The organism is Prosthecobacter sp. (genome assembly GCF_020439865.1).
Taxonomy (GTDB): Bacteria; Verrucomicrobiota; Verrucomicrobiia; order Verrucomicrobiales; family Verrucomicrobiaceae; genus Prosthecobacter.
Genome location: NZ_JAGRPF010000198.1, coordinates 1 through 15,635, shown reverse-complemented (window position 1 = coordinate 15,635; position 15,635 = coordinate 1). Strand labels below are relative to the sequence as shown.

General features: G+C 59.6%; 7 protein-coding genes. 6 read left to right on the top strand and 1 reads right to left on the bottom strand.

Annotated elements, in window-relative coordinates; translation table 11 throughout:
- Positions 1-81 precede the first annotated feature (81 nt).
- The 4 genes from KDL09_RS21865 (at position 82) to KDL09_RS21850 (ending at position 12,146) form a co-directional block, all read left to right on the top strand.
- Positions 82-8,943 (top strand): type I polyketide synthase, encoded by an 8,862-nt coding sequence (locus KDL09_RS21865; RefSeq protein WP_294389889.1) that lies wholly within the window; start codon positions 82-84, stop codon positions 8,941-8,943.
- A complete protein-coding gene (locus tag KDL09_RS21860; protein WP_294389886.1) occupies positions 8,940-9,971 on the top strand; it encodes a hypothetical protein in 1,032 nt (343 codons plus the stop codon). Before KDL09_RS21865 ends, KDL09_RS21860 begins: the two co-directional genes overlap by 4 nt.
- Before the next feature lie 66 nt (positions 9,972-10,037).
- On the top strand, positions 10,038-11,480 hold the full coding sequence (gene cls, locus KDL09_RS21855) for a cardiolipin synthase (protein ID WP_294389882.1): 1,443 nt from the start codon (positions 10,038-10,040) through the stop codon (positions 11,478-11,480).
- 288 nt (positions 11,481-11,768) lie between these two features.
- Positions 11,769-12,146, top strand: a complete 378-nt coding sequence (locus tag KDL09_RS21850; RefSeq protein ID WP_294389880.1) for a rhodanese-like domain-containing protein — start codon at positions 11,769-11,771, stop codon at positions 12,144-12,146.
- Between the two features lie 77 nt (positions 12,147-12,223).
- Here KDL09_RS21850 and KDL09_RS21845 read toward each other — a convergent pair whose 3' ends face one another.
- A complete protein-coding gene (locus KDL09_RS21845) occupies positions 12,224-13,402 on the bottom strand; it encodes an ROK family protein (RefSeq protein WP_294389877.1) in 1,179 nt (392 codons plus the stop codon).
- Positions 13,403-13,426: 24 nt separating this feature from the next.
- Here KDL09_RS21845 and KDL09_RS21840 point away from each other — a divergent pair, with 24 nt between their 5' ends.
- Together KDL09_RS21840 and KDL09_RS21835 are read left to right on the top strand one after the other, a co-directional pair.
- Complete coding sequence (locus KDL09_RS21840) at positions 13,427-14,578, top strand: LLM class flavin-dependent oxidoreductase (protein WP_294389874.1); 1,152 nt, start codon at positions 13,427-13,429, stop codon at positions 14,576-14,578.
- A gap of 12 nt (positions 14,579-14,590) precedes the next feature.
- The coding region (locus tag KDL09_RS21835; RefSeq protein ID WP_294389871.1) for a Gfo/Idh/MocA family oxidoreductase at positions 14,591-15,635 on the top strand (1,045 nt) is incomplete at its 3' end.

Sequence of the window (15,635 nt, the reverse complement as noted above, 5' to 3'; positions counted from 1 at the left end):
CAACGCCAAGGATCATGCTATTTCCCAGCCCGTATCTTGACAAGCCGCACCGCGAGGAAGTAAGCAGTTCAAAACACATTCATGCCCGACCCGACCGCCTTCGACCCCATCGCCATCATAGGAATCGGATGCCGACTGCCAGGAGGCGCCAGCAATCCCGAATCCTTTTGGAAGATGCTCATGGGCGGGGTGGATGCGATCAAGGAAGTCACAGGCGATCGCTGGGATCACCGGGGCTTCTATGATCCGGAACAGGGCAAACCGGGGAAAACTTATTCCAAATGGGCGGGATTGATCGATGAGATCGACACATTTGACCCGGCCTTCTTCGGCATCACCCAACGCGAGGCGCCTTTCATCGACCCTCAGCAGCGACTCCTGCTGGAGGCCACTTGGGAGGCCTTGATGGACGGCGGCCAGCAGGTGGACATCGTCAAAGGCGAAGACACCGGCGTGTTCGTTGGCATTTCCACGCATGATTACAGCGACATCCAGCTCTCCGACATGGGGCGTGGCGTGGCAGACCCCTACTCGGCCACGGGCAGTGTTGCGAGCATTGCCGCAAACCGTATTTCCTACGCCCTGAACTTTCAGGGTCCCAGCGTCGCGGTGGATACGGCCTGCTCGTCTTCCATGGTCGCCGTGCACATGGCCTGCCAGGCCTTGTGGAACAAGGAGTGCCACCGAGCCATCGCCGCCGGGGTGAACTGCATCATCACCAGCTATCCCTTCGTCGCATTCTCCAGCATGAGCATGCTGTCTGCCGATGGACGATGCAAAGCCTTCGACGCCAGTGCCGACGGTTTTGTCCGTGGCGAAGGTGTGGGAGCCGTGTGCCTGAAACCGCTCTCGGCGGCGCTCGCGGACGGAGATTCCATTTACGCAGTGATTCGCAGCACCGCCGTCAATCAAGACGGACGCACCTCGGGCATGACCGTCCCCAGCCGCGGGTCACAGCAGGAGATCATCTCCCAGGCCTGCAAGCTCGCCGGTGTTTCTCCCCACGAGATCCAGTATGCCGAAGCACACGGCACCGGCACCGCAGTGGGAGATCTCATCGAAGGCAGCGCCCTCGGAACCATCCTCGGTGTCGGCCGGAAACCTGGAGAAGACTGTCTCGTCGGTTCCGTGAAAACCAATATCGGGCACCTCGAAGCCGGCTCGGGGATCGCAGGTCTGATCAAGCTGGCCCTCTGCCTCAAGCATGGCATGGTCCCGCCGAATCTTCACTTCAAGAATCCCAACCCGTCGCTGAACTTTGAACGTCTCCGTTTGAAGATCCCCGTCACCGCGACGCCGTTGAAACGAGATGCGAAAAATCGCATGCTCGCATGCATCAACTCCTTTGGCTTCGGCGGCACCAATGCTCATGCCGTTCTGGATGCGGCGCCAGAACAGGCCGTGACGGCACGCGCACCTGCCCCCCCGCATTCGAATGAATCCGAACTCCTGCTGCCGCTCTCGGCACGCGGAAGTGATGCGGCCTTAAAGGCCGTGGCCAGTTCGTTCCTGGCCTATCTCGAATCAGCGGACGAATCTCTTTCCTTAAATGACATCTGTGCCGCAGCCAGCCGCAGGCGCACGCATCACGAGCTTCGTCTGGCCGCCGTCGGCCGCACACGCGCCGACATGAGCGCATCTCTGGACGCATTCCTGCGCGGTGAATCCTCGCCCGGGCTCAATGTCGGACAACCGCTGAAGAACGCCCGCCTCGTCTTTGTCTTCAGCGGTCAGGGGCCCCAGTGGTGGGCGATGGGCCGGGAACTTTTGGAGAAGGAACCTGTTTTTCGGCAGACCATCCAGACCTGCCACGATGAATTGATCAAGCTCGGCGGTGTTTCGCTTCTCGATGAACTGCAGCGTGATGAAAACGAAACACGGCTGAATGAAACACACATCGCGCAGACCGCCCTTTTCGCTCTGCAGGTCGCTCTGGCGGCCCTGTGGAAGTCCTGGGGCATCCGCCCGTCCGCCGTGGTCGGCCACAGCATGGGGGAAGTTGCCGCCGCGCATGAATGTGGCGCGCTCGATCTCGCCTCCGCCGTACGCGTGATCCACCATCGAGGCCGCTGCATGGAACAGACGCCTCTGCGCGGCAAGATGATAGCCGCCGCACTGACGCAGGCAGAGGCTGAAGAGATCATTGCCCGATACCAAGGCAGGGCTTCGCTGGCGGCAGCCAACGGGCCCAAGATGGTTTCCATCTCAGGCGACTCCGACGTGGTGGACGAGATTTTCCAAGAACTCGAGCAGCGGTCTCTCTTTGTTCGACGTGTCCCCGTCAACTATGCATTCCACAGCGCACACATGGAACCGGTTCGGGACGATCTCCTCGAGTCGCTTACCGGATTAAAGCCACGGGCAGAAAGCGTGAAGATCTATTCCACGGTGACGGGACGCCTGGCGGAGGGCACGGACTATGACGCGGCGTACTGGTGGCGCAATGTGAGGCAGAGCGTGCTGTTCGCCCCGGCGATCGAGGCCTTAATCACTGCGGGTCACACCCATTTCCTCGAGATCAGCCCCCATCCGGTGCTCTCCACGTCCCTGACGGAGTGCCTGGCGAAAGCAGATGTCAGCGGACTGGCCATGCCCTCCTTGCGACGGCAGAAGCCGGAACGCGCAACCATGCTGGAATCGTTGGGGACTCTGCATGTGAACGGGCATGACGTGAAGTGGGCGGCTCTCTACCCACAGTCCCGCCACACGGTTCGCCTCCCTGACTACCCCTGGCAAAAAGATCGCTACTGGAACGAGCCGGCCTATTCGAAGCGGCTGCGCACGCAACCCCAGTTGAATCCGCTGATCAAACTCAGGATCGACAGCCTCCACCCGACGTGGGAGACCCCCTTGAACAAGAATGTGCTGACGTGGATGAAAGACCACCGCGTGGGACAGCACATGATCTTCCCTGGTGCAGGTTACGTGGACATGGCCCTGGCCGCAGGTCACGAACAGCATCAGGGCAAACCCTTGGTGATCGAAGAGTTCGAAATCCATCGTCCGTGCATCATCCCTTCGGGGGATGATTTTCCTGTAATTCAAGTCGCCTGTTTGCCCGAAGAGTCCTCCTTCGTCATTCAGAGCAAGTCGTCGAACGACTTGCAGAACTGGACCGAGCATGTGACAGGCAGATTGCGCTCGGAGCCCTCCCAACGCCCCCCCGCCCCCTTCGACCTCGCAGCCATCAAAGAGCGCTGCGATTTCCACATGGACGCTGACGCTTTCTACCAGAAGGCCAGGCACCTAAGCCTGAACTACGGGCCCCAATTCCAGGGCATCGAACAAACTTGGTCCAACTGCAACGAGGCTTTGGCACGCGTTTGTACCACTCCTTTCGTTGAGGCGGAAATGGACCGCCATCAGGTGCATCCCGCACTGCTGGACTCCTGCATTCAAGCCACGATCGCCATCCGAACGGACAATCACGATCTCTATCTTCCGTTCCGGATGGAACGAATCCGCTGCTACTCCCGTCCCGGGAAGTCAGTCTGGGCTTACGTGCGCAAGATCAAGTTCATCGACAAAAAGATCACCCTCGGTGACTTGTTCATCCTCGACGACGATGGCAAGGTGCTGATGGAGGTCTCAGACTTCCTCTGCAAATATGCCGAGATGAATGCGTCCCCTGGTTCGGGAGCGCAGGCGGACTGGATCTATCAGTCTGAATGGCATCCCAAGCCTCTCGGCTCCTTGCAGCGCGCACACAGGCCCGCAGACTACCTCCCCAAAAACGCCGCACTCGCCGTTCAACTCCGCCGCGAGATCGCGTCGTTCAGTTCCGGGCTCGGAATGAATCTGCGTTATCAGGAGTGGGAGCCGCGCTTCAACCAACTTTGCCGAAGCTACATTCTTGCCGCTTTCAAACAGCTCGGCTGGCGTCCCAAGCCCGATAAGGAAGTTACGATTCCCGCCCTGATGAAGCGGCTGAAGTTGCAGTCCGGTCACGAACGGATGCTGCATCGTCTGCTGACATTGCTCGAACAGGATGGATGGCTTAAATCGCACACCTCGAAGCCCGAACAGACTTGGAGCGTGACAGCCAGACCCGCCGCACAGAATCGCGACAAGCTCTGGCAGGACATCGTGTTTCACTTCCCCAGCTTTCACCCCGAACTCCTTCTGCTGGACCGCTGCGCCAACGGCCTGGCAGACGTGTTGCGAGGCAGGTGCGAAGCCGCCTCGCTGCCATCGGCGAACATGCTGGAGCATTTTCAGGCCGGCTCGGTTTTCACACGCGCTTACAATCACCTGATCGGCGAATCTGTTGCTACGGCACTCCGCAGCCTTCCCGAAGGAAGACCTGTGCGAGTCCTCGAAATTGGCGCCGGCTCCGGAGGAGTTACTGCCAGTGTATTGCCACGCCTTCCGCGCACAGGTGTGGAGTACTTCTACACCGATTTGACGGACCGCTTCTTTGATCAGGCAGCAAAGAAGTTCAGCGATCATTCGGAGATCCACTATCAAACACTCGACCTCGATCTTCCTCCAGCCGATCAGAACCTGGCGGACGAGCGTTTCGACATCATCCTTGTTTCCAACGCCCTGTCGCTGACCCAGGACGTCCAGCGTTCGCTGATGCACGTGCGTCAACTGCTCGCCTCAGGCGGCTTGCTCGTTGTGCTGGAAATCGATCGTCCTGCCGTCTGGCATGATCTGGTTCTTGGCATGAACGAACGTTGGTGGAGCTTTCAAGACACTGCCTTGCGCGCCAATCACCCGCTGTTGAAATCAGCCGACTGGCACAAACTCCTCGGTGCCGCCGGTTTTGAGGAAGTTGAAGCCGTCAGTGATTCCACGAATCACAGTCAGACCTCACAGGTGGTTCTCCTTGCACGCGGGCCTGAACTTGCGGAGGCAGTCACGGTCGCTGATACCGGATCAGCAGAGTCGGGTCTCTGGCTCCTGTTTGCCGATCAACAAGGCCTGGCACGGTCGCTCGCCGACACCTTGCGTGAGCGAGAGAACAGTTGTGTGGTGATCAAACCTTCGGACCACTTTGCTCGGGTGTCTTCTGATGAAGTCCATCTGCGGCCTGATGCCGTGGAGGACTACGTCCGCCTGCTTTCAGAGCAGCCGCAAGCCGGCTCTTTACGAGGAGTCGTCCACCTGTGGAGTCTCGACACTCCCCGAGGCTGGGATCTCTCGACCGCAGCGATTGAGACGGCACAAACACTGGTTTGTCACAGCCCGCTGTGCCTGGTGCAGGCTCTGAACACCGTCGGAATTTCCTCCCTGCAGGGCTTGTGGTTCGTCACCCAAGGAGCCCAGCCTGTGGGCGCTAGAATCGAGGGCATTTCGCTCACGCAGTCTCCTTTGTCCGGCATGGCGCGCGTCATCATGAGCGAGCATCCTGACCTGCACTGCCGCACGCTCGACCTCGACCCTGCTCCTGACGCATCGAACGTCGAAGTTCTCTGCAAAGAACTGCTGCGCTCTGACAACGAGGAAGAAACCGCCTGGCGAGGAGAAGCCCGCTACGCGCACCGTCTGGTGCATGGTTCATTGGAAAACCTCCCACAGTCGCCGCCATCATCGGTCGCCGCCGATCAATGTTTCCGCCTGGAATCGGCGAAGCCCGGCTCATTGGACAAGCTGGTGTTTCGAACCAAGCAACGCCGCGCCCCCGGGCCTGACGAAGTCGAAATCGAGGTATGCGCCTCGGCATTAAATTTCCGTGACGTGATGAAAGCGCTGGGTATCTACCCTGCCGAAGCCGAAGACGCGATGCTGCTCGGAGACGAATGCGCCGGCCGCATCATCCGCGTCGGCAATGGCGTGACACAGTTTAAAGTTGGGGACGAGGTCATGGCGCTTGCTCCTGGAAGCTTCGGCACGCATGTCACCACGATGGTGCATGCCGTCCTCCCCAAGCCCGACCATCTCACGATGGAAGAGGCCGCCACCATGATGGTCACTTATCTGACCGCGTTTTATGCGCTCTCACATCAAGGCCGCATGACCAAGGGGGAACGTGTCCTCATTCATGCCGCCACAGGCGGGGTCGGTCTCGCGGCCGTGAGACTCGCCCAGGCCACCGGCTCTGAGATTTTCGGCACCGCCGGCAGCGCGGAGAAACGCGAATTCCTGGGGAAAGTCGGAGTGAAGCATGTCCTTGACTCGCGCACGCTGGCCTTCGCCGAAGACATCATGCGGATCACTCACGATGAGGGCGTCGATCTCGTGCTCAACTCACTCGCGGGCGAGGCCATTCATCAAAGTCTGTCCATCCTACGTCAGTACGGCCGGTTCCTTGAAATCGGCAAACGAGACATTTACGGCAACACCAAGGTGGGACTCTTCCCCTTCCGCAAAAACCTCTCCTATCACGCGATTGATCTCGGGCACGCCCTCGATCCACGCAATGCGAAGCCCATCATGAACAGCCTGAAAAAGCTGTTCGCCTCCAGGAAACTGCCCGCCCTGCCCTATCGCACGTTTGCCCTGACCGATGCGGCCAATGCATTCCGCTACATCACACAGGCGCGGCAGATCGGTAAAGTGGTGCTGCGAGTTTCGGACGCCCGGGTTTCCCTGAGTCCCCCGCCCCCCCCTGCCGCACTCCAACTAAACTCCGACGCCACCTACCTCGTGGCGGGCGGATTGGGCGGCTTCGGTCTGGCTCTGTCGCGATGGTTGGTCGAACAAGGGGCACGTCATCTGGTGCTTTCAAGCCGTAGCGGCCTCTCCACGGACGAAGCACGCGAAGGCGTGGCCGCCATGCAGGCCGCTGGCGCAAACGTGATGGTGATCAAGTCCGACGTAAGCGATCCGGACAGCGTGGCCGCCATGCTGAAGGAAATTGAAGCATCGCAGCCACCATTGCGCGGTGTTTTCCATGTGGCGATGGTGCTGGACGACGGCCTCATCCCTCAATTGAACACAGAGCGTTTTCGAAAAGTCACCACGCCCAAGATCAACGGTGCCTGGAATCTGCATCTGCAGACTCAGCACCTGCCGCTCGACCACTTTGTCATGTTCTCTTCGGTGGCGTCGATCATCGGCAGCCCGGGCCAGGCCAACTACGCCGCCGCGAACGCCTTCCTCGATGCCCTGGCCAATCATCGCCAGAAGCAGGGACTCGCGGCCCTCACGATCAACTGGGGCGTGATGTCCGGCGTGGGCTACGTCGCCCGGCACAAAAAGCTCGAAGAACACTTCGAACGCATCGGCTGGGCGGGTCTAGCCCCCACACAGACCCTGCCCATCCTCGGCCGCTTGATGCAGCAGACGGCCATCAGCCAGATCATGGTCTCTCAGATCGACTGGACCAAGTGGGCAACGGTGACACCCGTCATCATTTCCACGCCCCGTTATGCCCTGCTGACCACGGAAGATGCTCTCAAACAGCATCACTCCGAAGACTCCAACCGCCTGCGTGACTCCGTTCTCAGAGCGGCTCCCGAAGAACAACTTGGCCTGCTGGAGACCTTCCTGCGCGAGCAGGTGGCGAAGGTGCTCCGCACCTCACCCAGTAAGATCGATCCTAATCGCCCGCTCAATGAAATCGGCATCGACTCGCTCATGGCCGTCGAGCTCATCCATCAGATTGAGAGTCTCACCGGGATCGCCATCCCGACGGCTCAGCTGATGGGCGGGGCTCCGACTGCAGGGAAACTCGCCGAAATCCTGCTCAATCTTTTGACAGGCGGCAAAGGCAAACCTCTAACTGACGCAGCCGCCCCGGAGACTCCCCAGAGTTCACCTGCTTCTTCTGACGATTTCGCTCAGGACGCCAACCTATCCCGTTGGGAGATTCCGTTTGCGGGCGGCACGGTCGATACGATGCAGATCCGTTCGCCCAAAGTCATCTTCCTGACAGGAGCGCTTGAGTTTCTGGGGGCCTACCTGCTGCGCGATTTGCTTCGTGAGACGAGGGCGGAGATTCACTGTCTGACCAGCGCAGCAGATGCTGCTGGAGCCAGACAGGAGATCGTGGATCACCTGACGCTGCATGCTTGCTGGGAAGACTCCTTCGCGCCCCGAATCGTTCCAGTGGTGGGAGATCTCGCCCAGCCGCTGCTGGGTCTCGAACCGCCCGTTTTTGATCATCTCTCCGCCGTGGCTGACGTGATTTACCACACCGCCGCACACGTCAATCACATCGCCTCGTACGCGACACTAAAATCCATCAATGTGCTCGGCACTTTGGAAATCATTCGCCTGGCCGCCCGACATCGGCTCAAGCCTGTTCACTACCTCTCATCGGTAACCGTCCAGTCCGCCAGCCGCTCCGACGCTGCGGAGTCTGTCTTGGAAGACGCCCCGCTTCCAGAGCATCAGAAGCTCACCGTGGGGTACAGTCAGAGTCGTTGGGTTTCGGAACAGTTGTTTCTACAGGCACGTGAACACGGTCTGCCAGTGAATGTGTACCGGCCGGGCCTGCTGGTTGGCGACGCCCGCACCGGTATTTGCTCCTCCGACAACATCGTCTGGCTTTTCCTGAAGACCTGCATTGAGGCCGGTGTGGGACCCGACGCCGGCTACAGCAGTCTGCTGACCCCCGTGGACTTCGCCTCCGCCGCCATCGTGAGACTGTCCAAAAACCTTTCCGACAAGGGTCACAACTACCATGTGATCAATCCAACCGCCCCCAGCTTTGAGGAGCTATTGAAACTCACCAAAGCCAATGGCTACCCCATCCACATTATTTCGGAACCCCTGTGGGAAGAAGCCCTGGCCGCCAACAACCTGAACATGCTGGACAATCCTGTGGCGGCCTACCAGTTGTTCATTCCACGCCAGACTCTTTCATTCTTGGTTCAGAAACAGTCCGAAGAATTCTGTCGCAACACCCTTCAGGGCCTTCAAGGCACCGGCATCAGCTGCCAGGAGATCGACCAGGAGCGCATGCGGCATTACCTAGACTACCTTGTTCGCACAGGATTCTTGAAGCCTCCTACGAACGTTGGAACACCATCTGCGACACCAACGCAGGCATGATTGAGATCACAAAGCGCAAGAATTTCATCCCGGTCACGGAGGAACTCGTCTCCTATCTCGACCAGTTTGGCCGCTGCTACTCGCTGCCCGCCACCTACGATGAACTGCGCAGCTTCTCTGAGAGCTACCCGCTTTCAGACAAGGAAGGAAACGCCACCTACTGGAGCAGCGTCATCTATCCGCGTGAACTGCAAAAGGAGCTGTATCCGAAGCTCACCAGCATTTACTCCCAGCTTCGTACAGGGGATTTTCATGCCGTACCGCATCTCTACATCGAACGCGTGGACTATTGCGAGTTTGGAAACTCGCGTCCCTTCCGCGTTCGCGTTGTAAACCAGTACAATGACAACTACGACCATTTCTATGTGAAGACGGCGGATGCCTCACGGGTGTATGGGCTGGAACTCGAGCACCTCCTGTCACCAAACCGCATCAATTACCTGATGCACCACGGGGGCACGCTCGTGGAGGAACACATCGCCGGTGTCCCCGGAGACGTTTTTATCCGCGACTACCTCGGCCGCCCGGACTTCAACGGCGTCCGCCTCGCCAAGGAATTCGTCAAATTCAGCGAGCGCTGCTTCATCCGCCTTCTCGGAGACATGCGCAGCTACAACTACGTCGTCGACATGACGCCCGACTTCGAAGAGGTGCAGTACCGCGTGCGCGCCATCGACTTCGACCAGCAATGCTATGAAGGCCGCAAAAGCCTCTACCTCCCGCAGTTCTTCAAGGAAAACAACGCCGTCGTCCAGCTCTGCTCGTCCTGTCTGAACTTCCCCACCATGAAGCAGTATCAGGAGGAGGAGCGCAGCCTGATTTCACGCCGCTACCTCTCCGAACACCAGCGCATCGCCGCCCTGCTGCGCTGCATGAAAAACAACCCGGTGGAACCCTTTGAAAAAGTCGTCCAGCTCCGGGCCGAACTGGGGCAGTATCATGGTTCCCACCTCTTCGACACCTGCAAATCCATGGGCGAAATCGTCGAACGCAATCTCGACCTGATGCTCGGGCGCCATCTGGAGTAAGACGATGGAAAAGACTGCGAGCCTGTTGTCTCTTTACACTTCTCCACAGTCCACACATGCTGAACCATGACTTGGTTTGAACAGAACTTTTGGGCGTTGGTGCTCGCGCTTGCCTCCGTCGTCGGATCGGTCGTCGCTTTGGTGCATTTGCTGCTAAAACACCACGACTACCGCTCCGCAGCGTTCTGGACGGCGCTGATCGTGTTCACACCGCTGATCGGGCCGCTGCTCTATCTGTTTTTTGGGATCAACATCCTCCAGCGCAGCGGAAGGCGCTACCGCAGCGGAAGGCATGAGCCGTGGCATGATCCGGTGCCAGAAAAGCCTCTGCCATTCGAAAGCAACAGTTGCGCCGCGCAGGAGCATCAGCAGTTGGCTCGCACATTGGACCGCATCTCGCGGTTCAGTTTTACCAATGGCAATCATCTCGAATTGCTGCGCAATGGCGATGAGGCAATGCCGCGGATGCTTGAGCAAATTCGTGGTGCCCAGCACAGCATCACGCTGGCCAGCTACATTTTTGAAGCCACCGGCATCGGCGAGGACTTTGTGACCGAGTTGTCGCTGGCTGTGAAACGCGGCGTGCAGGTGCGGGTGATGGTGGACGACGCGGGCACCCGCTATTCCTGGCCACCAGTGGTGGAGGCGCTGGAGAAGGCAGGAGTTCCCGCCCGGCGCTTCATGCCCAGCCGCATCATTCTGCGCCTGATCACGATGAACCTGCGCAACCATCGCAAAATCCTGGTGGTGGACGGAAAGACCGCCTTCACTGGCGGAATGAACATCCGGGAGGGGAACATGATTTCGCGTGCCCCTGATCATCCGGTGCATGACCTGCATTTCGAAGTCACCGGCCCCTGCGTGGGACAAATACAGCGCGTCTTTGCGGAAGACTGGGCTTTCTGCACCGGTGAGACGCTGGAGGGCCCACTGTGGTTTCCCGAGCTATCTTCCTCGGGAGAGACAAGCGCGATCGGTATTGTGGACGGTCCGGACGAAGATCTCGAGATCATGCCGGCAGCCTTCTTTGCCGCGCTCAATGCCGCACGCGCAGAAGTGAAAGTCATCACGCCTTACTTTCTGCCCAATCTCGTTCTGATGGGAGCGCTCCGCCTGTGCGCCATCCGCGGGGTCAAAGTGACCATCCTGACCCCTTCCAAGAACAACATCCCGTTTGTCGGCTGGGCTGCACAAACCCTGTATCCAGACCTGCTGGCAGTAGGCTGCCGTATCTTCGAATCCGCGCCTCCGTTCGACCATTCCAAGTTTTTCCTCGTGGACGGGGTGTGGTCCTTCCTCGGCTCCACCAACTGGGATCCACGCAGCCTGCGCCTGAACTTTGAATTTAACCTTGCCTGTCACGATGCGGAACTCGGCCAACGGCTCTCCGCAGAGATGGATGCAAAGCTGGCTCACAGCCGGGAAATCACCCTTGAAACGATGGAGGCCGCACCAATGCTGCAGCGTCTGCGCAACGGGTTCGCGCGCCTGTTCATCCCTGCGCTGTAATAACTTTGCAGCTTTTGCCCAAACAAAACGTATCTACGAGCGTTCTACTTTGCCATGACGCTCCCGAGCCATAGCTCCAACTCGTCTTATCCCCTCATCTGTTACGGCGGACAGGGGGGTATGTTTTTTATCGGGAATAAAGTCTGTCCCCGGGGCGTCACAGCAGCACCCCTGATGCATCCCCTGCTCCGCCATTCCTACTTCTGAAACCTTTGCCCCGGAAGACGGGGCCGCTGCCGCGCACAGCCACCCGCGCAACTTCCAACTCAACCCATCCACTACCTGATCATGAAGAAACTCATCGCACTCGTCTTTGCCCTTGTCGCCACCGCCGGTTTCGCCGCCGAGTTCCCGGACATCAGCATTGCCGACCTCAAGCAGGCCATCGCTGACAAGAAGGTCACCGTCATCGACGTGAACGGAGCCGCCTCCTACGCGAATGGCCATGTCCCCGGCGCGATCAACTTCGCCACCCAGAAGGACAGCCTCGCTTCCGTTCTGCCCTCTGACAAAGGCGCCCTCGTCGTTGCCTACTGTGGCGGCCCTCAGTGCAGCGCCTACAAGGCTGCCGCCAACGCCGCCAGCCAGCTGGGCTACACCAATGTGAAGCACCTCTCCGCAGGCATCTCCGGCTGGAAGGCCGCCAAAGAGCCGCTCGAGAAGTAAGGAAAACTGACAAGTTACCACCGGGTGTGCGGGAGATATCCTGCCACCCGGTTTTTTTATCAATTTCACCAGACGTTTCAGGCAGGCATCCAGGCCTCCATCGCCAAACTTGCAGCGCCCAAGGCCCCGGCATCATCGCCCAGAGTGGAAGGCACAATTCTGAGCCCCGCAGCCCCAAGCGCAGGCATGAGTTCCAGCGCCGTTTGCGTGATTGATTCACAGAACCGTGTCCCAAGCATCGTCAACGGGCCATGGAGGATGAAGACCCCTGTATCCGCGAGGAGTTGCAGGCAGCCGATCACCCGGGCAAAATCCTCACACACGCTGTCCCACTCCGGCCCCTGCTTGGAAGCAAGCTCCGCCAGCCCTTCTCGCAAATCCTCTGGCAGTTTCGCACGCAGGCCGACTCCCGCCAGCCGCCTCCATGTCGCAGGAGCACTCAGAGCATGATGCAGTTCCTGCGAGCTCCCTTTGCCATCAGCGAGTGGCCAGGGCCATCGTCCCATCTCACCGGCGGCGTGATGCGCTCCTTCGATAAGCTTACCATCCTGAACCATGGCAACACCGAATCCGCTCCGAGGACCGAGGATGACGTAATTGCTCAACTCATGACCACCCCCAAACCAGCGCTCTGCCAACGCTATCGCCCTCAAATTGTTCTGAAGAATTACGGGGACATTCAGCCTGGAACCAATCCGCTCAACCACCGGCACATCGTTCCAATCAGGAATAAACGCATAATGCAATCCAACCCCCGCCTTCGCGTCCACCAAGCCGGGCACTCCAAGCCCTACGGAGAGCAACGGACTGCGCGTGGACGCCGCCAGTTTCGACACGCTCAAAAGAATTGCCTTGATCACCTGATCAGCTGTCACTTCGGCCGGGAGCACTTGCACCACTGATGCGAGCACTGCCCCGGAAAAGTCGACTCCGATGGCCTGAATGCGCTGGGCATTGAATTCCACTCCCGCGAACCAGCCCGCATCCGGGCGTGTCGTCAGAATCCGCCTCGGTCGTCCCATCGGTCCTTGGTTAAGTCCCGATTCATTGAGAAACCTCTCTGCGATCAACTGATCCACATACAGTCCGACCGTGGAGGGCGAAATACCAAGAGCTTTGGCCAAAGTCGTGCGGGACGTCGCGCGACCGCTGCGCACTTGGAGCACGGCTGCTCCTAGAGTTTCACGTTGAAAGATTGGATTTTTTCGCATTCGAATAAAAAGCCTGTTGATCCTTCTTCTATCCAGCAGAAACAATGCATCCTCATCAAGTATTCTCTCATGCCCCCTCTACCAATCCGCACGGTTGACCGCAAGTGTGAAGTCGCGTGGTTCTCCGCGCTTTGCTCTGATGATTACGAGTTCCTCGGCGTGCCCGACGGTTCGCTGCGCTCCAACTACGAGCACTGCGGCGACATCGTCCGCAAGGCCGACTCGCTCGGCTACCAGAACATCCTCCTGCCCTCCGGCTGGATCGCAGGCCAGGACGCGCTCGCGTTCTCTGCCGCAATGGCCCCACAGACGAAGCAGATCAACCAGCTCGTCGCCCTGCGCATGGGCGAGGTCTGGCCGCCGATGCTCGCACGCGCCCTCGCCACCGTCGATCACATCGCCAAGGGCCGCCTGTGCATCAACATCATCTCCTCCGACATGCCCGGCATCAAGGAGAGCAACGAGGTGCGCTACGCACGCGCCAGCGAGATCATCCAAATTCTGCAGGGCCTCTGGCGCACCGACGGCCCCTTCGAGTGGAAGGGCGAGTTTTATCAGATCAGCCTGCCCAACACCGAACCCGCCAAGCCGTATCAGCAGAACGGTGGCCCCCTGCTCTACTTCGGCGGCATCTCACCCGCCGCGCAGGATCTGTGCGCGAAGCATTGCGACGTCTTCCTCATGTGGCCAGAAACCGAGGACCGCATCGCCGAAACCATGCGTGTGATGTCCGAAAAGGCCGCTGCCTATGACCGGAAGATCGACTTCGGCTTCCGCGGTCACATCATCGTGCGCGAAACGGAAGCGGAAGCACGCGCCGCCGCCGACCGGCTCATTTCCAAACTCGATGCCGAAAAAGGTGCAGCCATCAAAGCACGCTCGCAGGACAGCCAGAGCTTCGGCGTGCAACGTCAGGACGAACTGCGCGAGCAGGCCAAGGATCTCTACATCGAGCCGCATCTCTGGAGCGGCGTCGGCCTCGCCCGCAGCGGCTGCGGCAGCGCCATCGTCGGCGATCCCGATCAAGTGCTCGCCAAGCTCAACCGCTACATGGACATGGGCATCCGAGCGTTTGTGCTCAGCGGCTATCCGCACCTCGACGAGTGCGATCTCTTCGCCAAACACGTCCTGCCCAAACTTCCCACCGTGCGTCTGAACGAACTGCAAGGGCGCCGCGTTCCTGATCCTGTCACGCCGCTCACCACGGCTCCACGTTCCTGACTCCTGCCGACCATGCCATCTCCCGTTCGTTTCGCTCTCGCCGGCTTCGGCGCCTGGGGCAAGTTCCACGCCCAGTCCATCGCCGGCAATCCTGACGCGCAGCTCGTCGCCATCACCGCGCCGTCCGAGGCGTCGCGCGAGGAAGCGCGCAAGCTCCATCCCGACGCGCAGATCTTTGCCGACAGCCTGGAGATGATCGCGCAGGCCGACTTCGACATCATCGACATCGCCACGCCAAGCCACACGCACCGCGAAATCGCTCTCGCCGCCATGCAGAAGGGCAAGCATGTTCTCTTGGAGAAGCCGATGGCCATCACGCTCGACGATTGCAAGGCCATCGTCGCCGGTGCGCAGCAACACGGCGTGCATCTCGCCGTGGGCCACGAACTGCGTCTTTCTTCGCAATGGGGCCGCATCAAGCAGATCATCGCCGAAGGCACCATCGGCGATCCGCAATACGTGCTCGTCGAACTCTCGCGCAAACCCTACCGCACCGGAGCGAGTGGCTGGCGCTACGACCAGAGCCGCGTCGGCAGCTGGGTGCTTGAAGAGCCGATCCACTTCTTCGATCTTGCCCGCTGGTATCTCGAAGGCAGCGGCGATCCCGTAGAACTCCATGCCTACGGCAACTCGCGTGACCCGCAGCGCCCGACCTTGTTCGACAACTTCAGCGCCATGTTCAAATACGCCAACGGCAGCTACGCCGTCGTGTCGCAGACGCTCGCCGCTTTTGAGCATCATCAGACCGTGAAAGTCAGCGGCACCAAGGGCGCTCTCTGGGCTGCCTGGAGCGGTGCGCTCGATCGCACGCTCGAGCCCGAGTACTTCCTCAAAGTCTTCGACGGCGACAGACTCGAAACCGTGAAGCTCGAAAAGCACAGCGGCGAAGTCTTTGAACTGCGCGAGGAGATCGCCCAGTGCATCGACATGGTCCGCACCGGCAAAAAGCCCATCGCCACCGGTCTCGACGGACTGTGGAGCGCAGGCCTGTGCCTCGTCGCCGAAGAATCCATCCGCCAGAACAAGCCGCTCCCTGTCGGCGAACTCCTCAAGTTCT

Excerpts from the sequence above, each read along its gene's own strand:
- cls (WP_294389882.1), top strand. The coding sequence starts at position 10,038 with ATGACTTGGTTTGAACAGAACTTTTGGGCGTTGGTGCTCGCGCTTGCC.
- KDL09_RS21865 (WP_294389889.1), top strand. The coding sequence starts at position 82 with ATGCCCGACCCGACCGCCTTCGACCCCATCGCCATCATAGGAATCGGA.
- KDL09_RS21850 (WP_294389880.1), top strand. The coding sequence starts at position 11,769 with ATGAAGAAACTCATCGCACTCGTCTTTGCCCTTGTCGCCACCGCCGGT.
- KDL09_RS21840 (WP_294389874.1), top strand. The coding sequence starts at position 13,427 with ATGCCCCCTCTACCAATCCGCACGGTTGACCGCAAGTGTGAAGTCGCG.
- KDL09_RS21860 (WP_294389886.1), top strand. The coding sequence starts at position 8,940 with ATGATTGAGATCACAAAGCGCAAGAATTTCATCCCGGTCACGGAGGAA.